Source organism: Peribacillus glennii (assembly GCF_003429105.1).
Classification (GTDB): Bacteria; Bacillota; Bacilli; order Bacillales; family DSM-1321; genus Peribacillus; species Peribacillus glennii.
In genome coordinates this window covers 31,355-53,249 of sequence record NZ_QVTD01000005.1, presented here as the reverse complement: position 1 = coordinate 53,249, position 21,895 = coordinate 31,355, and the positions used below count along the sequence as shown (strand labels likewise).

The 21,895-nt window shown below is 43.7% G+C and carries 19 protein-coding genes and 1 pseudogene; 11 read left to right on the top strand and 9 right to left on the bottom strand.

Going from position 1 to position 21,895, the window contains the following annotated elements:
* The first annotated feature begins 185 nt into the window (after window positions 1-185).
* Window positions 186-1,385: an ornithine--oxo-acid transaminase gene (locus D0466_RS09705; protein ID WP_117322377.1), complete on the top strand. Its 1,200-nt coding sequence runs from the start codon at window positions 186-188 to the stop codon at window positions 1,383-1,385.
* A 51-nt stretch (window positions 1,386-1,436) separates the two neighbouring features.
* On the opposite strand, the gene D0466_RS09700 is transcribed toward D0466_RS09705, so the two are convergent.
* Window positions 1,437-1,670 carry a DUF378 domain-containing protein gene (locus tag D0466_RS09700; RefSeq protein WP_117322376.1) on the bottom strand — a complete coding sequence of 78 codons (234 nt, stop codon included), beginning with the start codon at window positions 1,668-1,670 and terminating at the stop codon, window positions 1,437-1,439.
* A 262-nt stretch (window positions 1,671-1,932) separates the two neighbouring features.
* On the opposite strand from D0466_RS09700, the gene D0466_RS09695 reads away from it, so the two are divergent.
* From D0466_RS09695 to D0466_RS09685, 3 genes are all read left to right on the top strand, one after another.
* Window positions 1,933-3,096: an iron-containing alcohol dehydrogenase gene (locus D0466_RS09695; RefSeq protein WP_117322375.1), complete on the top strand. Its 1,164-nt coding sequence runs from the start codon at window positions 1,933-1,935 to the stop codon at window positions 3,094-3,096.
* Between the two features lie 228 nt (window positions 3,097-3,324).
* On the top strand, window positions 3,325-4,677 hold the full coding sequence (locus D0466_RS09690) for a glucose-6-phosphate isomerase (protein WP_117322374.1): 1,353 nt from the start codon (window positions 3,325-3,327) through the stop codon (window positions 4,675-4,677).
* Window positions 4,678-5,102: 425 nt separating this feature from the next.
* The gene (locus D0466_RS09685) at window positions 5,103-5,513 is read left to right on the top strand and encodes a YugN-like family protein (RefSeq protein WP_117322373.1); all 411 of its coding nucleotides are present in this window, start codon (window positions 5,103-5,105) and stop codon (window positions 5,511-5,513) included.
* Between the two features lie 233 nt (window positions 5,514-5,746).
* Here D0466_RS09685 and D0466_RS09680 read toward each other — a convergent pair whose 3' ends face one another.
* Both D0466_RS09680 and D0466_RS09675 read right to left on the bottom strand, forming a co-directional pair.
* On the bottom strand, window positions 5,747-7,033 hold the full coding sequence (locus tag D0466_RS09680; protein WP_117322372.1) for a LysM peptidoglycan-binding domain-containing protein: 1,287 nt from the start codon (window positions 7,031-7,033) through the stop codon (window positions 5,747-5,749).
* A 300-nt stretch (window positions 7,034-7,333) separates the two neighbouring features.
* Entirely contained in the window at window positions 7,334-8,044 is a 711-nt protein-coding gene (locus D0466_RS09675) for a DUF421 domain-containing protein (RefSeq protein ID WP_158555882.1), read from the bottom strand.
* 205 nt (window positions 8,045-8,249) lie between these two features.
* Between D0466_RS09675 and D0466_RS09670 the strand changes: the two genes are divergently transcribed.
* From D0466_RS09670 to D0466_RS09655, 4 genes and pseudogenes are all read left to right on the top strand, one after another.
* Window positions 8,250-9,080: an undecaprenyl-diphosphate phosphatase gene (locus D0466_RS09670; protein WP_325048710.1), complete on the top strand. Its 831-nt coding sequence runs from the start codon at window positions 8,250-8,252 to the stop codon at window positions 9,078-9,080.
* A gap of 307 nt (window positions 9,081-9,387) precedes the next feature.
* Window positions 9,388-10,773 (top strand): amino acid permease, encoded by a 1,386-nt coding sequence (locus tag D0466_RS09665; RefSeq protein WP_117322631.1) that lies wholly within the window; start codon window positions 9,388-9,390, stop codon window positions 10,771-10,773.
* A gap of 42 nt (window positions 10,774-10,815) precedes the next feature.
* Window positions 10,816-11,360, top strand: a pseudogene (locus tag D0466_RS09660) (APC family permease); the annotation flags it as partial.
* A 249-nt stretch (window positions 11,361-11,609) separates the two neighbouring features.
* On the top strand, window positions 11,610-12,863 hold the full coding sequence (locus D0466_RS09655; protein ID WP_117322369.1) for a methyl-accepting chemotaxis protein: 1,254 nt from the start codon (window positions 11,610-11,612) through the stop codon (window positions 12,861-12,863).
* A 44-nt stretch (window positions 12,864-12,907) separates the two neighbouring features.
* Here the strand turns inward: D0466_RS09655 and D0466_RS22185 are convergent, their stop codons facing one another.
* The 3 genes from D0466_RS22185 to D0466_RS09645 all read right to left on the bottom strand — a co-directional run bounded on the left by D0466_RS22185 (window position 12,908) and on the right by D0466_RS09645 (window position 13,954).
* Window positions 12,908-13,069 (bottom strand): hypothetical protein, encoded by a 162-nt coding sequence (locus D0466_RS22185; protein WP_158555881.1) that lies wholly within the window; start codon window positions 13,067-13,069, stop codon window positions 12,908-12,910.
* A 1-nt stretch (window position 13,070) separates the two neighbouring features.
* The gene (locus D0466_RS09650) at window positions 13,071-13,289 is read right to left on the bottom strand and encodes a DUF3006 domain-containing protein (RefSeq protein ID WP_233522601.1); all 219 of its coding nucleotides are present in this window, start codon (window positions 13,287-13,289) and stop codon (window positions 13,071-13,073) included.
* Between the two features lie 98 nt (window positions 13,290-13,387).
* Window positions 13,388-13,954: a GNAT family N-acetyltransferase gene (locus D0466_RS09645; RefSeq protein ID WP_117322368.1), complete on the bottom strand. Its 567-nt coding sequence runs from the start codon at window positions 13,952-13,954 to the stop codon at window positions 13,388-13,390.
* 165 nt (window positions 13,955-14,119) lie between these two features.
* On the opposite strand from D0466_RS09645, the gene D0466_RS09640 reads away from it, so the two are divergent.
* From D0466_RS09640 to D0466_RS09630, 3 genes are all read left to right on the top strand, one after another.
* On the top strand, window positions 14,120-15,349 hold the full coding sequence (locus D0466_RS09640; protein WP_117322629.1) for an ATP-grasp domain-containing protein: 1,230 nt from the start codon (window positions 14,120-14,122) through the stop codon (window positions 15,347-15,349).
* A gap of 15 nt (window positions 15,350-15,364) precedes the next feature.
* Complete coding sequence (locus tag D0466_RS09635; RefSeq protein ID WP_117322367.1) at window positions 15,365-17,332, top strand: hypothetical protein; 1,968 nt, start codon at window positions 15,365-15,367, stop codon at window positions 17,330-17,332.
* Window positions 17,333-17,770: 438 nt separating this feature from the next.
* Window positions 17,771-19,597 carry a hypothetical protein gene (locus D0466_RS09630; RefSeq protein ID WP_117322366.1) on the top strand — a complete coding sequence of 609 codons (1,827 nt, stop codon included), beginning with the start codon at window positions 17,771-17,773 and terminating at the stop codon, window positions 19,595-19,597.
* Window positions 19,598-19,807: 210 nt separating this feature from the next.
* Here D0466_RS09630 and D0466_RS09625 read toward each other — a convergent pair whose 3' ends face one another.
* The 3 genes from D0466_RS09625 to D0466_RS09615 all read right to left on the bottom strand — a co-directional run bounded on the left by D0466_RS09625 (window position 19,808) and on the right by D0466_RS09615 (window position 21,886).
* The gene (locus D0466_RS09625; protein ID WP_117322365.1) at window positions 19,808-20,446 is read right to left on the bottom strand and encodes an NAD(P)-dependent oxidoreductase; all 639 of its coding nucleotides are present in this window, start codon (window positions 20,444-20,446) and stop codon (window positions 19,808-19,810) included.
* A gap of 73 nt (window positions 20,447-20,519) precedes the next feature.
* Entirely contained in the window at window positions 20,520-20,927 is a 408-nt protein-coding gene (locus tag D0466_RS09620) for an Rrf2 family transcriptional regulator (protein WP_117322364.1), read from the bottom strand.
* A 53-nt stretch (window positions 20,928-20,980) separates the two neighbouring features.
* Window positions 20,981-21,886 (bottom strand): LysR family transcriptional regulator, encoded by a 906-nt coding sequence (locus tag D0466_RS09615; protein ID WP_117322363.1) that lies wholly within the window; start codon window positions 21,884-21,886, stop codon window positions 20,981-20,983.
* Between the last annotated feature and the right edge of the window lie 9 nt (window positions 21,887-21,895).

The window sequence follows — 21,895 nt, the reverse complement described above, 5'->3', positions numbered from 1 at the left end:
TTGATCAAGATAAAGTGAAAATTAACGTAATGGCCGGAATACTGAGATGTCAAATGAAGATTTCCAAAATTGCTTCTCGTTTTGGACTGGATTGGAGTGCACAAGATTTCTCTGAATCTGTATTAAATTCCTGGTTTTCCCTGTAGAATGGATAATGAAGATAGAACGTAACAGGAGGAAATCTTATGCCAGCCAACACCAAATCTGAACAACTGATTGAACAGTCTGAACGTTATGGAGCCAATAACTATCACCCGTTGCCGATAGTGATATCCGATGCTGAGGGAGTTTGGGTGAGAGATCCTGAAGGCAATAAATACATGGACATGTTAAGCGCATATTCCGCCGTGAATCAAGGGCACCGACACCCGAAGATTATCCAGGCCTTAAAGGACCAGGCTGACCGGGTTACCCTGACATCCAGAGCCTTTCATAACGATCAGCTCGGGCCATGGTACGAAAAGATTTGCAAAATGGCGGGCAAAGAAATGGCATTGCCTATGAATACCGGTGCGGAGGCTGTGGAAACAGCGATTAAAACAGCGCGCCGCTGGGCATATGATGTGAAGGGAATTCCTGCTGATAAAGCTGAAATTATCGCTTGTACAGGCAACTTCCATGGAAGGACCATGGCAGCTGTTTCGCTTTCTTCCGATGAAGAATACAAGCGAGGCTTCGGACCGATGCTTTCCGGCATTAAACTGATCCCTTACGGGGATCTGGAAGCCTTGAAAGGTGCTATCACTCCGAACACTGCAGCCTTCCTGATCGAGCCCATCCAGGGGGAAGCCGGCATCCTGATACCGGAAGAGGGCTTCCTGAAAGCGGCCTTCGAGCATTGCAAGGAAAACAATGTCCTTTTCATTGCCGATGAGATTCAGGCAGGGCTCGGCCGCTCAGGAAAAATGTTTGCCTGTGAGTGGGAAGGATTCAGCCCTGATATGTATATTCTTGGAAAAGCGCTGGGCGGGGGAGTTTTCCCGATTTCCTGTGTTGTTGCCGACAAGGCTATTCTGGGTGTCTTCAACCCTGGGTCGCACGGTTCAACTTTCGGCGGAAATCCTATGGCTTGCGCGGTATCGATTGCCTCCCTTGATGTACTGGTCGAAGAAAAACTTGCAGACCGATCCCTTGAACTTGGGGAGTATTTTATCGGCAAATTGAAGCAAATCCAAAATCCGGCTATCAAGGAAGTCCGTGGCCGCGGTTTATTTATCGGGATAGAATTATCGGAACCGGCAAGAAAATATTGTGAGGCGCTAAAGGAAGAAGGATTATTGTGTAAAGAAACCCATGATACAGTGATTCGCTTCGCACCGCCGTTAATCATTACAAAGGAAGAAATTGATTGGGCGATTGAAAGGATTCAAAACGTATTAGCTTAAACTTATTCGTCCAAAAAAACCAGCCGGCAGTTTTTTCCGGCTGGTTTTCTACTAACGGGATGGCTTTGCCTGAGTTTGTTCGTCTCTTGCTTCGCTTGGCACGAATAGCAGGCCCAGGTTTATTAATCCTGCAATCCCCACAAGGCCGTAAATGATCCGGGAAAGCGCGGAATCCTGTCCGCCAAAGATGGCAGCGACTAAATCAAATTGAAAAAAACCGACAAGGCCCCAGTTGATGGCTCCGATAATAGTAAGGACAAGCGCTGTTCTTTGAATGCCACTCACCTTCATTACCTCCTTTATAAATGGTTCATATATAGGTTGCATTTGCTGCACAATTAATATACAGAACAAATAGTTCGATTTATTTTAATGGAATGTAAGAATTATTCATTGATAATTTGTCCAAGGGCAGTGTGTGATAAAGATGTTCAAACATGAACGAAAGTTTTGGCGGCCAGCCTGAATTGAACTTGTAGAGCTGCAGTCACATTTTTTGAAATTAATCCCTGAATTAGGTCATAATGAAAAAAAGGAGGTAGAGATCATGCAAAACTTTATATATAAAAATCCCACCAAATTAATGTTTGGCAAAGGGCAAGTCGAACAACTTAAGAAGGAAATTCCGCAATACGGAAAAAAGGTGCTTCTTGTCTATGGAGGGGGCAGTATAAAAAAGAGCGGTCTATATGACCAAGTCATTGCACAGCTGAAGGAAATCGATGTGGATGTCCATGAACTGCCTGGCGTTGAACCAAACCCAAGGATTTCAACCGTTCGAAAGGGAGCGGACATCTGTAAATCTGAAAACATAGATTTTATCCTCGCGGTTGGCGGCGGCAGCGTCATCGATTGTACGAAAGCCATAGCAGCAGGCGCTAAATATGAAGGGGATCCATGGGATCTTGTTATCAAAAAAGCTTCCGTTCAAGCAGCATTGCCGTTTGGGACTGTCCTGACGCTTGCAGCTACAGGATCTGAAATGAATTCCGGCTCTGTCATCACCAATTGGGAAACTAAGGAAAAATATGGATGGGGAAGCCCGCTTGTATTCCCGCAATTCTCCATATTGGATCCAGTTAACACATTTACCGTTCCACAAAACCAGACGGTGTATGGAATTGTTGATATGATGTGCCATGTATTTGAACAATATTTCCACCCGCGGACACATGCACCATTGCAGGATCGCTTCTGTGAATCGTTGTTGGTCACCGTTATGGAGACAGCTCCAAAGCTTCTGGAAGACCTTGAGAATTACGACCTTCGGGAAACGATTCTTTATTCAGGAACGATTGCGTTAAACGGTTACTTGCAAATGGGTTACCGCGGCGATTGGGCAACCCATAACATTGAACATTCCGTTTCCGCTGTTTATGATATTCCGCATGCCGGGGGACTCGCTATTTTATTCCCGAACTGGATGAAGCATGTGTTAAAAGAGGACACAGCCCGCTTTAAACAAATGGCCGTTAGAATCTTTAATGTGAATCCGGAAGGAAAAACGGATGAAGAAACAGCACTGGAAGGAATCGAAAAGCTCCGTGAATTCTGGAGCAGTCTGGGTGCCCCGGCGACCCTCTCCGATTATGATATCGATGATTCCCAAATTGAAACAATGGCCGATAAGGCAATGGTGAACGGGGAATTCGGAAACTTTAAAAAGCTAGATCGAGAAGATGTGCTGGCGATTTTACGGGCGTCACTATAAGCATGGATGGGAAAAGGCTTGCCGGATAACGGCAAGTCTGTTTTTATGCTGAATGGATGGGCTTCGGCTAAATGACGTTTATAATGGACAAATTAATATCAAAATCGGAGAAATCGAAAAATATAATCAAACTTTATTGGTTGATTACGCTCACATATGATGGAAACCTTGATTATCTGTCCGCCTTTCGTTAAAGTGAAAGGGTATTCTTTAAGAGGAGGAACTAACATGACACATGTACGTTTCGATTATTCAAAAGCAATGTCTTTTTTCGGCGAGCATGAAATTACATATTTGCAGGATGCGGTTAAGGTAGCGCACCACTCCTTACATGAACAAACAGGTGCTGGCAGTGACTTTTTAGGGTGGATTGACCTGCCTGTCGATTATGATAAAGAAGAATTTTCACGGATCAAAAAGGCCGCGGCGAAAATCCAGAACGATTCTGATATTTTATTGGTAATTGGCATCGGCGGCTCTTATCTGGGCGCACGTGCTGCAGTTGAAATGCTTCAGCACAGCTTTTATAACGTGTTGCCAAAAGATAAAAGAAACTCGCCTCAGGTCCTTTTTGCGGGGAACAATATCAGTTCTACATATATGAGGGATTTAATGGATTTATTGGAGGGAAAAGACTTTTCCATCAATGTGATTTCCAAATCGGGAACTACGACGGAACCCGCCCTTGCTTTCCGGATTTTCCGCAAGCTGCTTGAAGAGAAATATGGAGCGGAAGAAGCCCGCACACGCATTTACGCAACAACAGACAAAGCAAGGGGAGCACTTAAGACACTTGCTTCGGACGAAGGCTATGAAACATTCGTGATTCCGGATGATGTAGGCGGACGATACTCAGTATTGACTGCTGTAGGCTTATTGCCGATAGCAGCAAGCGGGGCTGACATTGATAAAATGATGGAAGGCGCTGCTGCGGCCAGGGAGGACTTCAGCAAATCGGAATTGTCCGAAAACCAGGCATACCAATATGCCGCGGTAAGAAATGTACTCTACAATAAAGGCAAAACAATAGAAATGCTGATTAATTATGAACCGGGACTTCAATATTTTGCCGAGTGGTGGAAGCAGCTTTTCGGCGAAAGTGAAGGAAAGGACCAAAAGGGCATTTATCCTTCTTCCGCAAACTTCTCAACCGATCTGCATTCATTGGGCCAGTATGTACAGGAAGGGCGCCGCGATCTTTTTGAAACGGTCATTAAAGTGGAAAATGCCCGCCATGCATTGACGATTGAAGAGGAAAACAATGATTTGGACGGCCTGAACTATCTTGCTGGGCAAACAGTCGACTTTGTGAATAACAAAGCTTTTGAAGGTACGTTGCTTGCACACACCGATGGAGGGGTGCCTAACCTAATTGTCAGCATTCCTGCAATGGATGCCTATACGTTTGGATACCTTGTCTACTTCTTTGAAAAAGCATGTGCGATGAGCGGCTACTTACTTGGAGTGAATCCATTCGACCAGCCTGGTGTGGAAGCCTATAAAGTGAATATGTTCGCGCTTTTAGGCAAGCCTGGCTTTGAAGAAAAGAAAGCAGAGCTTGAAAAGCGTTTGGAAAAATAGAATATAATAGACAAAGAAACCTTGCTGAATCTTATCTGCAAGGTTTTTTTACACGGTAAAGTCCTGCCGGCAATCCTACATTTTTAAATCAACTTTGACTTGTTGATAAATTGCGAAATGTCTTGTTTGTTGCTAATAAATCCGAAAAAAATAAGATTTAATTGTTGATAATGCCGAATTGTTCCAAAAACTGCCTGTGGATTTGTTGATAAAATTCGGTGTTTTCTTCAATATTGTGCACAAATTCTGGGGATAATCGGGAATTTTAAGAAATATGCCCCCAGTTGTTGATACGTTCCAAGAATATATTGAAAACCTTCCTTGATGTGTTGATAACTCCTTCGAATGTGTTGAAAAACACCAGCTCTGCATGATTTTCTGCCGGTGCGGTTAAGATAAATTAGAGGAATAAAGGGGGGTTTCTGATGATTGAGCTTTCTTCGTTGCTAGAAGGGAAAACTTTCATGCTGTTCGATCTTGAAGAGAACATGAAGCCAATGGGTTACACCATTTCTGGAAACTGGGAATACGATCATGGCTATTTTGACTATAAAATAGATGATTCAGACGGGTATCAATTTCTCCGAATCCCCTTTCGCGCCGTAGATGGCCAATTGGATTCAGACGGGGCCACCGTGCAATTGCTAAAGCCATTTTTACTTGCGCACCAATACCAGGATGAAAAAGATGATGAGGGTATCATTGGCAATATTTCGGCACCCTTCAACCAATTTCAGGAACCGAAGAATCCCGATGCCGAATTTCCTGAGAGCTATATCGGCCTGGGAAAAGCGCTCGTCCATGATTTGGAGAAAAAGCTGCTCGATCAATCTTGATGCTCCGGTACCCGTCATGTTTATTGAGTTGTAACTTCTAGAGAAGGTTTCGATAACCATTGGCCTTCTCTGATGCCCGTAATTGATACGACCTTCCGGATAATAGCATTCTCGGAAAAGGTTGATCACGTGATTCCGCCTGAGGAAGGATGGGCTTGAGGAATGTCCCTCATAAAAAAATCCGCGTCACCCGTCAAAAAAGCAGACCCCGTGTTTGGAGCCTGCCCATATATCTATGCCCTTTTTCTAACATTGAAATTGTCCGTAATGAGAAGCCAGTTTTGCGGAAACGACAAACCTAGCTTCCAATAGCTGATTCCCCGCAGCTTCAGCTCCTTGATCAAATCAAATTTTGCCTGTATCGACCGGGCATCTTCAAACCACACTGCATGCCTTCTGCCCTGCCCATCAGTATAGTTGAAATGGGGGGCCTGGGCATTGGTGTCGTATAAGATGGGCACGTTGTAGCGGGCTGCAATCTGTATAGCCTGCTGGGGACTGACCGCCCTTGCCTGGGAACCCTGGACAAAAGGAAGCGTCCAATCATATCCGTATAGATTTTGCCCCATCATGATTTTTGAAGATGGCATTTCTGTAATCGCATACTCCAATACCCTACGAACAGGGCCAATCGGAGACACTGCCATGGCTGGCCCGCCGCTGTAGCCCCACTCGTAGGTCATGATGACGACAAAATCGACTATTTCGCCATGTGCCCTGTAATCATGGGCTTCATACCAGCGCCCTGGCTGATCGGCCCTGGTCTTCGGGGCAAGGGCCGTAGACAAAAGCCAGCCTTGCTCTCTGAATCTAGCCTTTGCCTTGCGCAAAAATTGGTTATATGCTTCCCGATCCTCCGGCCGTAAATATTCAAAATCAAAATGAATATCCCTAAACCCATATCTGCGGGCAGTCCTGACAATATTATCAAGGAATGTGTTCTGGATATTTGTATTGGTAAGAATAATCCGTCCCAGTTCATCACTGAACTGGTCCTCCTCCTGATTGGTGATTACCATCATCAGCACCACATTATTTTGTCTCGCAATTGCAGGAAAATCGTTGAGAAGAGGCTCTTTTAACGACCCGTCACGGCGGGCCTGGAAACTGAATGGAGCAAGGTACGTAAGGTATGGAGCCGCCCGCCTTGCGCTTGTTACAAGATTTGCACTGACACTTGTGCCCCTCGGTTCCACATATGCATTGACCTCCGCATCGGTTTTTGGACGCGGCGGTATATAAAGACGGAAGCCGACAGTTAAGGTCTGGTCTGCCGAAATACGGTTAACTCTTGCAAGCTCCTGGTAGGGGACACCCACCCTTTGTGAGATGGACCAGAGAGTGTCTCCGGGCTGTACATAATAATAGCTGCCTGAAATCGGTATCACCATCGCCTGCCCGACAACAAGATCGTTTGGATTTGGCAGCTCATTGGCCCTTCTGATCTCATCTGCGCTGACATTATATGACTGCGCGATGCTGGCTAGCGTCTCGTTTTGCCTAACGACATGGATGTGCAACTGCTCTCCCTCCTTATCGGGTAATGCCTGAATAAACGGAATTACAGTAAACGCTACAACAATTGTATGTTTATGTATGCAGATACATGATAAAAAAGGAGGAGGGAAACCGAAAGAGCGCTTAAAGATTTATGAGGGTCGATTGTAAGTGACGATGAATGGCATTTTTTATCATATGATCGGCGGGTGCCGCTTGTCATAGTGGAACTGACGCCATAAATATAGGTATGCCATTTTTGATAGGTGGGTTCTACCGCTGCAGAAATAAGAGAAGAATTGGGGATGAGGATGATGCTTAAATTAAGAATCATGCAATCCGCCTCGGGTATCCTGGTATAAATCAAGATATAATTGGCCGTTAGTACCTACTACCGCGTAGCAAACCTCAGATAGCTCCAATTTTCGCTTTTGTAACTCGGTCATTAACCAATGCTCGCCATATTCCTTATGACCGGCATTTGCCTGAATAATTTCCCCCTCTATGACCAATTCGACGGGGAACATTCGATCCGAAGACGTCTCAATATGTAAATCTCTCTTCGTAACATTTCGGTATTGGGATTTTTTTAGAACTGATAAAATTCCGTTCGTCTCGAGGATTGCGTAATCCACTTCATGGATATCAAAGATGTCTTTTTCCCTCAGTGCTTGGTTTAAGATGTCTAATGTAAATCCGATTTTTTTCATTTTTGCTTCTTGTATCGCGCCTTTTTCTATTAAAATTGCGGGCTCGCCCGAAATCCATTTCCTGTACAGCCGATGTTTCATCAGGATTGCATTCAGCATGAAAATGGTCAGGCTCAGGATGATTAAAGACACAATAAAATAATGAAATTTAATCCGTATGTTAAAAGCCAGGTTTCCCGCAATAGTACCGACTGTAATGGAGGCGATGTACAAGTGATAACTTCGATGGGCGATGGTTTGTCTGCCCAGAATCTGTACAAAGATCCATAGCGATATGAAAGCTGTAATGGTTCTAATGATAATTTCAGCAGTGCCTGACATCATTCCGTCTCCTTCTAAAATATCGCCGGAGCTTGATATTAAGTATAGAAGTATGATGTTGCATTTTAAGAAAAATATTCTCTTTTTAATCCAGTGCCCTTTATTATAGAGGACATGGTGTATAAGGCCTGCCATAACATTTATTAGACATTTCCAGTTATGGGGGGTACAATCTAATCTGTGAATAAGGATTAAATGAGGTGGCAATATTAATATCTGGGAAATCTTTGTTGCAATTGTTCTTGGACTGGTGGAAGGGCTGACGGAATTTGCCCCGGTATCGTCGACCGGACATATGATTATCGTGGATGATCTTCTGTTTAAGTCGAATGAAATCTTTGGCGATGAAGTGGCAAATGCCTTTAAGGTTGTGATTCAGCTTGGTTCTATACTGGCTGTCGTGATCATTTTCTGGGGGCGTTTCATGGACTTGCTTGGGGTCAGGAAAATCCGGACTGAATCAGGCGATCCCGCACAGAAATTAAACCTTCTGCAAATCATCGTTGGGCTGTTGCCTGCAGGTGTGCTGGGTGTTTTATTCGAAGATTATATCGATGAATACCTTTTTTCAACAAATACAGTTGCGGTAGGCTTATTGCTTGGCGCTTTTTTAATGCTTGCAGCCGATAAGTTTCAGCCGAAGGTGCTCAAAGCGGAATCCGTGGACCAGATTACATATAAGCAGGCATTAGGTGTCGGATTAATCCAGTGTCTGGCGCTCTGGCCCGGTTTTTCACGATCAGGTTCGACAATCTCTGGAGGGGTCTTGCTAGGGATGAGCCATCGTTCGGCATCTGATTTTACCTTCATTATGGCCGTTCCGATCATGGCAGGTGCGAGCTTGATTAAGGTAGTGAAATATTGGGATTATTTTTCACTGGATGTTCTTCCATTTTTTATCGCCGGATTTATCAGTGCGTTTATATTTTCATTAGTTTTCATCCGTTTCTTCTTAAAACTCATCAATAAAATTAAGTTAAAACCATTCGCTTATTACCGAATCGGGTTGGCTTTGCTTTTGTTTTTGCTCGCTTTGTAATCAGAAATTGAATGAGTCGACTCCCGGATCTTGATGAAAGAGAAGGGAGTTTTTTTATTTGGCGGATAAGAGTATGTTAATCATAAAAAATTATTTTGGAAAACTTTTAAAAAAGTTGTACACAATTGGGAATGATACTTATATAAAGGACCTTCAACCTGCATTTAAAAATGTTTCTATGAAAAATCCCTTCGAGAAAGTTTATTGAAATAAAATAAAAGTCTTGACTGAAACAGAATTCGACAATATACTACAAAACATGAATATTTAGAAAACTTCATTGATCAGTCAGCCTGGAGGTTTAAACATAATGGATATTTTTCGTAAAAAATCAGTGAGTGCGCTAATGGCCAACAGCCAGGGAAAAGAACTGAGCAGATCATTAAACCTGCTCGACCTTATTTTCCTTGGAGTCGGTTGCGTCATCGGTACAGGAATTTTTGTAATTACCGGTGTCGTGGCTGCGGAAAGCGCCGGACCAGCGCTTACTATTTCGTTTATTATTGCCGGAATTGCCTGTGCGCTGGCAGCATTTTGTTATGCTGAGTTTTCGTCGGCAGTGCCTGTTGCAGGCAGTGTATATACGTACTCATATGCTACCCTGGGCGAAATTTTTGCCTTTTTGATCGGCTGGGATTTAATGCTTGAGTATGTGTTGGCCATATCGGCAGTGGCTACGGGATGGTCCTCTTACTTCCAGTCATTGATCGCTGGTTTTGGCCTGCATGTGCCAGAAAGTATGTCATCGGCACCGGGGACCGGCAAAGGCGGCATGGTTGACCTGCCTGCCATGGTTATTATCCTTCTAATTACCGCCTTGGTGAGCCGCGGGGTTAAAGAAAGCACACGCTTTAATAATGTTATGGTGTTCCTAAAGCTGGGGATTATTATATTGTTCATCGTGGCGGGTATGGGTTATGTAAAGCCTGAAAACTGGACACCTTTTGCCCCGTTCGGTTTCAGCGGAATTATCACTGCAGCTGCTACAGTGTTCTTTGCTTATATTGGCTTTGATGTCATTGCCACTGCTTCTGAAGAAGTTAAAAATCCGAAACGGAATATGCCGATAGGGATTATTTCTTCCCTTGCCCTTTGTACCGGGTTATATATACTTGTCGCTCTTGTGCTTACCGGCATGGTTCCGTACCGTCAACTGAATGTCGGAGATCCTGTAGCATTTGCGCTAAGGGTGGTCGGTCAGGATTCGATTGCGGGAATCATTTCTGTGGGAGCTGTAGCGGGAATTACCACAGTCCTGCTCGCATTGATTTATGCCCAGGTCCGTTTGACCTACTCCATGAGCCGTGACGGGCTTTTGCCGAAAAAAATGGCAAATGTGCACAAAAAGTATAAAACGCCATTTTTCAATACCTGGCTGACAGGGTTCGTGGCAGCAGGAATCGCAGGGTTCGTGGATTTAACGACACTGGCCCATCTGGTGAATATGGGAACACTGGCTGCATTCACATTGATTTCACTGGCAATCATTGTGTTGCGCAGGAAACATCCGGAATTAAAAGCATCCTTCCGGGTGCCGTTTGTACCGGTCCTGCCGGCAATTTCAGCACTCCTCTGCATTTATTTAACATTGAGCTTGCCAGGGATCACTTGGATTTCGTTCATAATTTGGCTGGCTATAGGCTTCGTCGTCTATATGGTTTATTCTCGAAAGCACAGTAATCTTAATCATTGATTAACCGCGGCTCTAAGGATTTATTTCCTTAGGGCCGCTTTTGGCTGGATGAATGTCGGCTACATGGCTGGCGAAATGAAAAATCTGGCAAAAACGATGCCCCGGGCAATCATAACAGATTTTAGTAGTGATCATTGCTTATCTTTCCGTTAACATCGCGATGCTGCATGCGAGATTGTAGAATTGGGCCCGAATGCAGCGAACGTGGCAGCGACAAGCTGATTACGATTGGCATCCTGATTTCAATCTTCGGCTGCCTTAATGGAAAAATCCTGACATTTTCCCAGATTCCATTCGCGATGGCAGAAAGCGGATTGCTTCCGGCCGCAAAGAAGTTTTCAAGTGTCCATCCAACCTTTAAGACACCTTTGAACGCGACATTGCTTCAGCTCGCCATTGCGGTTTTAATGATGCTTGCCGGCAATCCAGACAGGTTATCCAACATTGCCATTTTTGCGGTATTTTCTTTTTAAGGGTTGGCTTTCTTCGCGGTGTTTGTTTTACGAAAACAAAAGCAGGAAGAAAATACGTATAAGGTGCCGCTATATCCCCTTACTCCGATTGTAGCTATTCTGGGATCGGTGTATAATGTCCGGGATCACAATCATCTATTCCTGCATACTGGCTTATAATGAGAAAAATAGAAAGTGAAAAAATACCAAAGGCCTGTTAATTCGGTTCTGCTCCCGTACTCTATTACTGAAGGGAGTTTTTTTTTATTTAAATTTTCCAAATATAAAAATATTGCCGCTAAATGAGTAGATAGAACTATTAATTTTATTAATAATGTGATAATTATAGAAATATAGAATTTTTCAGGTAAAGGGGAATCGATAATGAGTCTGGCACAGTATATCATTAGGACAAGTATTGTGGTAATACCCTTCACTGCATTAATCGGCTTGTTTGTAAACCTATACAATGATATAGACGGGACACGGTTTTGGATGAACATCGTCTTCACTACTCTTTTTGGCTTTCTTGTGGGCGTGCTGTCTTCCATCTTAAATCATACTCGATTTATCAAACCAATTGGCAAGATCAATGAGTTTTTAGAAAAATTAGCAGGCGGGCATATGCTAGACAGGCTTGACGGAGAAAAACTGGGAGAATTGAAATCGGTTGCAAGAAGCATAAATCATACAGTGGATTCATGGGGAAATGTCCTTGCCAATGTCCAAAAGGCATCCAATGAAATTACTCATTATTCAGCGCAGCTCACACAGGGGGCAGATCAAACGACAAAGGCGACCGAACATATTTCAAATACCATCGAAGACGTGGCACAGGGAGCCGACACCCAGGTTCATGGAGTAAGCCAAACTTCCCATTTAATACATCAAATGTCTGCAGGTCTTTCGCAGGTGGCTTCAAGTGCCGCCACTGTCACCGAGAGCGTAAATGAATCTCTTGCCAAGGCTGACTCAGGCTCAGAGTCCATTCGGATGGCCGGTGAACAAATGGAGTCGATCCATTCCAATGTCAACGAGCTCTCAAGGGTTGTGAAAGGCCTGGGAGACCGCTCGAATGAAATTGGCAATATTGTTGATGTGATAACAGGAATTGCCGCACAGACAAATTTGCTCGCGTTGAATGCAGCGATTGAAGCAGCTCGGGCGGGTGAACAGGGCAAAGGTTTTGCGGTTGTGGCCAATGAAGTCCGGAAGCTTGCGGAGCAATCTGGCAATGCGACCCAGCAAATAAGTGAAATCATTACTCAAATTCAGAAAGAAACGCAGCAGGTTGTCGAAACGATGGGAACGGTAAAACATGAGGTATCGGAAGGGATTGAAGTGATGGGGACTGCGGGTAGTTCATTTACACAGATCCAGCTTTCCGTCAATTCTGTTTCAGATCAGATTGAACAAGTAACCGCTGCGATCCAGGAAATGAATGCCGGTACGACACTTGCCGTAAGTACAATGGAAAACATCTCGAACGTGGCGGCAGAATCTGCAGCCGCTACACAAAGCGTATTGGCGGCCACGGAGCAACAGGTTGCTTCCATGCAGGAGTTCAGCGCATTTTCCAACTCACTGACGAAGCTTGCACGAGAAATGGAATCATTGGTAAATACATTTAAAATTTGATCTGAAAGAAAAAGATGCGGCCTGACACCGCATCTTTCCTGTTTTCACTTATCTTCAGGGAGCGTTTCATTTTCCTCGAGAATTTTGTTAATCTTTCGACTGTTATTATTTGAATTGATAATCTTGACCAAATCCGTCATATTTTCAGCCTCGTTATCTTTTTTATCCTTATCCATACCGTCCATCCTCTTCTGATAGAGTTCCATGCTATAAAACATCATCCATTATTTCTTCCATTTCAATCTTCAGCTTTTCGGTTTCATCTTCGACTACTGTAATCATTGTGCCGACAATTTCCACAACGTCCCCAGGCTTTGCCTCGGATGGGAAGAGATTGATTGGAAAGCCCTCGGTCTCGCCGTCTACCGTTATCAATCCATATTCCCCTTCAAAACGTTCGATGATTCCTTTTGATATATCGCCCATAGTTATCTGCTCCTATAGTAGTTTTTTAGAATCGTAACTATGGTATTCCTTTTTTGACCCAATCTTAAACTAACCATTGAAATCAGTATAGGGAAAATCTATTTAGCAGCTCTGTACCTGTTATCGTCATAGGATAAAACGTCTGAGACTTCCTGTGCGGGTTTGCCGTAAAAGTCGGCAGCACGATAGGCATGGACCTCTCTATAAATTCCCTTCATTTTTTCAAAAACCCATTCTGTAGTTTTCGGGGTGGGAGACCAATAATATATGTCCATTTCATTTAGCTCATTAGTAACGATATGCAGTCTTTTATAAGTAATGGATGTGGCTTTCCTAAAGCTGTTTTTCTCGTAGAATATGACTCTTTTTTTTGTGTCTGGATCAGCAGGAGTAATGGGTTCCACTTCTAGAATGATCGGTTTGCCCTTTTTCTTGAGGCGGTTGATCAGCGTGCTGCCCATCCCGTTGCCGCGGTATTTGCCGCTTACAAGGATATAATCTATAAAGATAAAGTCTTCTTTTTCCAGATACACAACAATATGCGCAGGCCCTTCTTCCCTTTTGTATATCAGTCCTTTTTCCATAAATAACGCTTGCATATGGTCCTTTGATTTCATTTCTCTTGCAGGGAAATATTCGGTAAGTTTGTTATACCATTCGGTCATCGAAACGCCCTCTCCTTATAGGGTTTTATCACTCCGTTATCTTACATACCAACCGCGAGGGAAAAATAAACCATTTTTGTAGATAAATAAGTTTAAAAAATGGCAGTTTAGGAAATATATATTTCGTTAATAGTCTTTTAATTTATAAGAAGGCAGGGAATGGGGATGGAGAACAATGAAACCATGCACACGAAAGTAACCGCATTGCTTGGATGGAGTTTAAAGGCCATTGAAGCAATAGATAAACTGGACAGGCCGTATGTGGTAGTGGGCCCTCCCGAGTTCCGCGAGTTTGCAGGAAGGAATGGCATACAATTCGTGGACTGGCAGTTTGAGCGGTTGAATGAACGATCCAATGAACTATATGAAAAACTGGCAGATTTGAATGTGAAACTGGCGGTTCCGATTTATGAGGAAACGGTAGAGTGGGCCGGGGCCATTAATGCCAGAATCAATAATGATCCGCGCATTTTCAACCGTTCCCTGCTTTTGCGCGATAAAGGGTTGATGAAAAGAAAAGCTCAGATGGCAGGAATGAAGGTCGGCGTGTTTGAAGAGGCCTACTCAAAGGAGGATGTTTACAGGTTCCTAAAAAGGGTGAACGAGGCGCTCATAAAGCTTGACGGCGACCCGAACGACCCGATTCATGTGAAACCTTTAAATAAGGCAGGTACGGTGGGCCACCGTTTGATCCGTGATCCACAGGATATTGATCTCATGAGCGACCAGGAGTTTCCGTGCCTGATGGAGAGCCACCTTGACGGGCAGGAATTTTCGTGTGAGGCATTTATCCATGATGGCAAGGTCCGTTTCCTGAATATTACCGAATATGTAAAGCTTGGCCACTCCAACTTTGTCCCTGCTTCACGGGCGCTGGAGGAATGGAGGCCGCAGATCGAAAAAGAAATCAAAAAGCTGGTTGATGCTTTTGAAGTGAAATACGGTGTGATCCATCCGGAATTTTTCATTTCACCGGACGGCTCTCTTAATTTCGGCGAGGTGGCGGCTCGTGTGCCTGGCGGACATATTTTTGAGCTTATAGAAAGGGCGTATGGTTTTAGTGCGTTTCAGGCACAGATTATCTGCAGCGACCCGGATACTACTGAGGAAGAGCTGGAAGCCTTTTTTCCAGAAGAAGTAGCAGCTGCAAAAGGATATGCAGGAAGCTTGATGGTCTATCCGCGGGTGAAATTGATCGAAAAATTGAACGTTCCTGAAGAATTGAAAAATGATCCGTATTTCGAAAAGCATGATATGTTCATCCCAACCACGTCAAAGGTTGCTGAAAGGGTGGGATTCGGAAATCACTATGGCACCATTTTCTTTTTCGGAGAAGACAGCGAGCGGATGAGAAGCCTTATGAACGAGTATGAGAAATATGATTTTTATTTATAGCGGGCGGTGAAAAAAATGGGCACTGATACAGCTACAATCAGGGATAAATTTGAACAGGCGTTGAAAATTCTGGGGGATGCTAAGCCTTTTGCAAAAAGCATGTACCAAACGGATGTCTTTCAATTGGGAATGGAGCTTGCACGTACTAAAGAAGGGCTGAAGGCCCTTTATGAAAATGCGGCTGAATTTGATCAAGCCGGCGTTTTTTTGGGTGGCCCCTGGGAAGATGCTTCCAAGCTGCAGCCGCCTCTGGTGGGCGGTTCGCTGAAATTAAAAGGGGTTAATTCCATCATTGAGCTTTTTAGTGAAATGAGGATGCTGGCAATAGCAAAAGAAGATTATCAGCATGGAAAGGTAAGCGGGGAGGAAGCAATATCATTTTTAAATGAAGTGCTTGCCTTGAACCTTGATTTGTTGTTCCCGCCGGAAACAGAGGCCGCTAGAGTTGAGTCAGGGGAACACATCGAACGGGCGGAAAGGTTGTTTCGGTTTTTAGGTGATGAACTATCCTTTAACGCGATTGCCGGAAAAATTGTGAATGAAATCGAGAGGCTGATGGTTCAAAGGCCGATCAAGGTGGAACGGATCATTAAAATGATTCAAATGGCGAAGCAAATGGTGTATGCCGATATAGATGAAAAGGCAAAGAAATCCTTGATCAGCTTCGAAAAAGCCATTGAAAAACCGACGCCTGTAAGTGAACGGTACGGTGACTTGCGCCAGTATCAAAACCATTTAAAAGAGCTGGATGAACCGGAGCTATTGGAGGAAGCTACCGCGTTTGCTGAATCTGTAAAGGCTACAGGGCTTATATCTCCACATCATGCTACCTTCATCCGATATTTGAATCGGACAAGCCAAGACATACTTCCGGTTGCCCTAGACCTGTCTGAAACAGGAACAGCAAGTTTCAATGCCAATAAAGAGCTGGTCCACGATATGATTCAGCTGGCGATCCATCCCCAGCTTTGCCAGGCCATTTACGGCCTTGGCAGAATGCTTGACAGAGGTGTGTTGACTCAGGAACCAATCCTGCCCGCAATCCGCCGTTTGTTCGAGCTGGATATTCATCCGAATGTGAAACGGGCCTTGTTAAAGCCTGAATATAAAAGAAACGGTATTACGGCTAACGGTGTCCTCGTGGCAGGAACCATCAGCGTGTTAGGGCAGCCCCTGGGGGTTGGCCAGGGGCTTAACCCGACCTGCCAATCCGCGAGGGCTATCAGCCTTTGGGCACAGCATGGAATCGGCCAGCTATTGGAATACATTGCCCGCGCTGCAAGGGATCATGATATTGATATGACGTTTGAAGGGGAAGTCATCCATTCAAGCGAATTGGAAGGCGGCGTTGCAGGAGGCGAGATCCACCAGGAGCTCGATCCGGTTTCGATCGTTCTAGTGCCGCATTTGGACAAAATTTATAATGAAATGATGAAAAAAACACTTCTGCGGGGCGAAGACGGACATAAATGGGTAAATCCGGAATTTTACGGGGAATGGATTCCACGCGGCTTTATAAATGCCATTGATCAATTAACCGGCTATGTTACAGATTATCCTGCATTTGTCCGCCTTTTCTATGCAACCCATCATCCGGAATTTAACGAAGGCTATGAACTAATTTATCCGAATCCGGTAGGCATTTTCATTACAAATGTCCATGGAAAGCTTCTTGGGCTTCATGCAGTTTCGATTCAACGCATTGCAGAGGACCAAAACGGCGAATATCGTGTTTACTTTTATAATCCGAACAATGACAGCGGGCAAAACTGGGGCCAGGGCATCGAGCCAAGTGTTACCGGAAATGGCGAAGGGGAAGGCGAATCTTCACTTCCTTTCCATGAATTCGTGTCACGCATGTACGCATTCCACTACAATCCATACGAACAGGGAGATACCTATATGGTGGATGATGAATATGTGCAAAAGGTCGAAGGAATTGCACGAGAAAGCTGGGGGGAATCCTATACCTGGGCGGAATAATTTTATATAAGTGAAGGAGCCAGCCGAAAAAGAGCACAGAAAAAAATGTGCTCTTTTTCGGCATTTATCTAACTCCTTTGGTGGTCTATGTAGTGTTTGGCTTATCTCCATGCCTTTTTTAACGATTCTGTTCTGGAAAGAACTTGGTTATCTAAACCTAACACCGGATTTTATCCCCCATTTTCAGGTGCTTTTACCGAATCTACTATTTTTATAGGACGGTACGGGATTTTTACACCATTAAAATTCTACGATAGTCCTTTTTTTCCTTCATTAAACGTAAAACGTTCCAATCAGACACTAAACTGATCGAAACAAGCTGATAAAAACGGGCTCGTCCCTGCTTCTCATTTGATGGCATACGTTAGATAAGATGTAGACATATGCCAATAATTGTCTATAATGTAGTAAACCTTTTGAACGAAGGGAAAGGGTACAATGGGCCTTTTATGGCAATCAGAAGATAACCGGTTTTCACACCTCGTTGAATTATATGTACAGGATAGCAGCAAGAATAGGGGGGGAATAAAAGAAAGCCTGATTGGTGAAGCTCAAAAGCTATTAGTGGATAAAATTGGCTTGGAGTGCTTATTGCATTATGCGCCCATTCTTGATCAGTATGGATTTTTTGTTGGCGGCCCATGGGAAAAAGCGGATAAACTGCAGCCTCGCCTGGTCCGCGGTACGCTGATGGCAGGCGGCGATATGGCAGCAGCCGAGGCAATAAGCAATCTAAGGATGCTGGCCGTGGCAAACGAAAATTATTATGCGCCGTCCATCCCAAAGGAATTAGCAAAGGGCTATCTGGATGAAGTGATTGCCGCGAACCTTGACGTTTTATATGTACCTGAAACGGAAGAAGCCAGGATTAAAGGAAGTCTGGTTCCTAAGGAAATTAGGCTTTTATTTGAATTTATTGCTGAGCGGCATTCATCTCCTGACATCCTCGCTTTTTTAACGGATGAGATTGAGAAGCTTTCTGTTCAACGGCCAATCATTACCGACAAAATTGAAAAACTGATCGCCTCAGGAATCGCTTCGACATCTAAGAACCAGAGGGAAAACACAAAGTTTCACAGCTTCGAAAAGGCATTGATGGCTCCATCGCAGTTAGCTGAACAGTATGGGAAAAATTATATGGAAGCACTTGCGCGCAGCCCGGAAAATGCACTTTATAAGGAAGCGGAACAATTGTGCCGTTCCATGAAGGAAACCGGAATTGTTTCCATGTTTCATGTAAACCTTATTGTCTTTGCAGCAGCAAGTTATAAACTGGATTTAGTAAGGAAGCTGCTGGGATTAAGCAAGGAAGGGTTCAAGCGGCTTGATAAGCATGCTGAACTAGTAAAGAAAATCATAGAAACGGCGATAAAACCGGAAACGAAACAGACTGTGTATAGCCTGTCACGGCTTCTTGAAAGGGATATCTTTACGGGAAATTTCGTTGAAATATTGGAGGAATTGCTTAACACAGAACCGTGCCAGGCGGTGGAAAGGAAACTAATAGCAGTATATGGCGATAGCGGAATACCAGCCGAAACTTATCTTCTTGCGGGAACGGTAAGTGTACTGGGGCAGCCTCTGGGTATCGGGCAGGGATTCAATCCGTGCTGCCAATCCACAAGAGCGTTGAGCTATTGGGCACAGAAAAATCCGGTTTTTTTATTGGAACTGATTTTAGAAGCTGTAAAGAGAGAAAATATTATATTTCCTTTTGAAGGGCATTTAATCGATTCTTCCTTTCTCCCTGTAAGAGATCTTGATTTCACCATCCCGATGGATCCGGTTTCGGCAGTTTTAGTGCCATTGTTGGATGCAATTTATGGAAACATGATCAAAAGAGCAGGATTCAGAGGAGGAGATATCCATAAAGTGATCAATCCTGAATTCCATCGCCAAGGGGTACTATCAGGTTTTGCAGACAAATATCATAACGGGGATTTTTCTTCTCTGTTTTACCGCTACTATCATCCGGATTTCTCCAATATCAAGATCAGCGGACACCTTCCCCAGCCGGCAGGCATCATCATTTATAGCCAAGATGATTCAGCTTTGGGCGCGCATGCCATCTTGATTCAGAGGATCGGCAAGGATCCGTCAGGCGAAGTCCGTGTCTATTTCTATAACCCCAACAATGACAGCAGCCAGACATGGGGGAAAACCATTAAAACGAGCGTTGCGGGAAAAGGAGAGCTGGAAGGGGAAAGTTCATTGCTTTTCGATGAATTCTTGCACTGTTTATATGCGTTCCATTTTCCGAACTAAGTTGAACGAAAGAACGGCTCGTTTAAGCACCAACCACTTTTTCCCGCCTCCTTGAATTGGAGCCACCTTTCCGCTTTGCTGATAGGATGTGAAAACCCACGTATCACTTGAAGGAACCCAAATACATGGGTCAACAGCTTTACACTAAAAACCCAGTTGGTACCTCAAAACACACAAGAGGCTGACCCGTGTGAGCGGGCCAGCTCCTTTTTAATTTTCAGAAATAACAGTGAACCGCTCATTCACATGTTGAGGATTTTCAATCTCATCCACTACAGCTATCGCATAGTCCGCATAGCTGACATAACTTTGTCCTTTACTGTTCAGGATCACATGATCTTTTCCATTTTGGTAAGATCCTGTTCTCTTCCCTTCTGCGTCAAATAATCCAGCCGGGCTGATATAGGTCCATGTGATTGAATCTGCATTTTGCAAATCCTCCAGATTTTTTCCTGCATTTGATGCCGTTGGATACACAAAGTCAGGAAATTCCGGTGTGTCCATAAGCCTGGTTGTTTTTGCCTCATCAACGAAGAGGCTTCCTGCACCGCCTACCACAACTAATTTTGTGTCAGGGGCCCCATTAAGGGCATCGATAAGGGATCTCCCAGCGTCTACATATAGATGTTCTTCCCCCATTGGCGCACTAAATGCGTTTACAACTACATCAAAAGATTTGAGGTGATCCCCGGTAAGATTAAACAAGTCTTTCTCAAGGACTGCAGCATTTGTTCCAGCCACTTTTGAAGCATTTCTCACGATTGCTGTAACTTCATGCCCTCTGTCAAGCGCCTCTTTCATAATCAGGCTTCCTGCTTTACCAGCAGCACCTATAATCCCAATTTTCATACGAAATGCCTCCTAATTAATTGTTGTAACAAAAAAAGTTACATGTTGGCGGTACAAGGACATCTCTTCATTTTTAAAAGAGATGTTCTATTACATCTTTGAGTGTTTTGTTAGCCAATTCGTCCTCCATCGCTTTTTGGACAGTATGAAATGTACAATTAAGTGTGGACTGGATTTTCTTTCCCACAGGACAGTTTACATTTGGATTTTCATGGATTGCAAATAACTCATCTTTATTGAGGATAGCCTTATAAATATCCAATAGGGAAATTTCTGAAGTTTTTTTTGTTAAGGATGCTCCCGCCACCCCTGGCTGAGTGGCCAAAATTCCTGCTTTTTTTAACTGGCTGATCAATCGGCGGATCACCACAGGATTCGTATTGACACTGTTGGCAATTGCCTCGGAAGTAATTTGTCCACGCGGAAATGAAGCAATCAAAGATAAAGTGTGGATCGCTACAGAAAACCGGCTATTAATCAATTTTTTACACCACCATGTGTAACAATTGTAGTTACATGATTATTTTTTGTCAATTATTTTACTTTATATCCGCTATTGGGCCATTTTTTCTTCAACGCACCTGTAAACGTCTTAACATTCTTTTTATCTTGCATAATAGGGGAATAAACGTAGGAAAGCGTTCTGATAAAGGACTGATTTTTCAACTTAATAACGGAGAGATTCCCATGCTGTACGTCTCTTTCAATGACACTTCGGGACAGCAGTGACAACCCCAAGCCGTTTATGATTGTTTCTTTAATGCCTTGATTGCTGCTAATTGTAAGAAGAGATTTAACTTTTAAGCCATTCGAACGGATGACGTGGTTCAGATATTCACGTGTACCTGATCCAACTTCTCTGGATACCCATGCTTGATTCTGAAGGTCAGCTACAGTCACTTCATCTTTAGAAGCGAGCTTATGATTGGTCGCAGAAACGATGAATAGTTCATCCTCCATAAAAGGGTGAACGGAAACCTCTTTCTCATTTGTCTGGCCTTCAATTAGACCGATATCCACTTGATACAACCGCACAAATTCAACAATTTCTTCTGTGTTTCCAATTATCACTTGAAGCTCAAGTTCCGGATAGTCTTTTTGAAGGTCAAATAGCAGCGAAGGCAATATATACTCCCCGATTGTAAAACTTGCGCCAATCTTCAATTCTCCTTTAATTGTGTTATGATGTTCTAGAATATCCTGCCTGGTCTGTTCATATATGGTGATCATTTGCTTTGCGCGGTCATATAATATCTGGCCAGTTGGAGTTATTTTTAAATATTTTGGTGAACGTAAAAATAATTGGGTTTGGAATTCTTTTTCTAAATTTTTTATATGGAGACTTACACTTGGTTGAGACATGAGAAGCGTTTCGGCCGTTTTTGTAAAGTTTTTCACTTCGGCCAGAGTAACAAATGTCTTTAACTCATCATAGTACAAAAGAAACCC

Bases quoted from the DNA above. Each gene is read 5' to 3' on its own strand.
- D0466_RS09705 (WP_117322377.1), top strand. From the start codon at position 186: ATGCCAGCCAACACCAAATCTGAACAACTGATTGAACAGTCTGAACGT.
- D0466_RS09695 (WP_117322375.1), top strand. From the start codon at position 1,933: ATGCAAAACTTTATATATAAAAATCCCACCAAATTAATGTTTGGCAAA.
- D0466_RS09690 (WP_117322374.1), top strand. From the start codon at position 3,325: ATGACACATGTACGTTTCGATTATTCAAAAGCAATGTCTTTTTTCGGC.
- D0466_RS09685 (WP_117322373.1), top strand. From the start codon at position 5,103: ATGATTGAGCTTTCTTCGTTGCTAGAAGGGAAAACTTTCATGCTGTTC.
- D0466_RS09675 (WP_158555882.1), bottom strand. From the start codon at position 8,044: ATGATGTCAGGCACTGCTGAAATTATCATTAGAACCATTACAGCTTTC.
- D0466_RS09655 (WP_117322369.1), top strand. From the start codon at position 11,610: ATGAGTCTGGCACAGTATATCATTAGGACAAGTATTGTGGTAATACCC.
- D0466_RS22185 (WP_158555881.1), bottom strand. From the start codon at position 13,069: ATGGAACTCTATCAGAAGAGGATGGACGGTATGGATAAGGATAAAAAA.
- D0466_RS09650 (WP_233522601.1), bottom strand. From the start codon at position 13,289: ATGGGCGATATATCAAAAGGAATCATCGAACGTTTTGAAGGGGAATAT.
- D0466_RS09645 (WP_117322368.1), bottom strand. From the start codon at position 13,954: ATGACCGAATGGTATAACAAACTTACCGAATATTTCCCTGCAAGAGAA.
- D0466_RS09640 (WP_117322629.1), top strand. From the start codon at position 14,120: ATGGAGAACAATGAAACCATGCACACGAAAGTAACCGCATTGCTTGGA.
- D0466_RS09635 (WP_117322367.1), top strand. From the start codon at position 15,365: ATGGGCACTGATACAGCTACAATCAGGGATAAATTTGAACAGGCGTTG.
- D0466_RS09630 (WP_117322366.1), top strand. From the start codon at position 17,771: ATGGGCCTTTTATGGCAATCAGAAGATAACCGGTTTTCACACCTCGTT.
- D0466_RS09625 (WP_117322365.1), bottom strand. From the start codon at position 20,446: ATGAAAATTGGGATTATAGGTGCTGCTGGTAAAGCAGGAAGCCTGATT.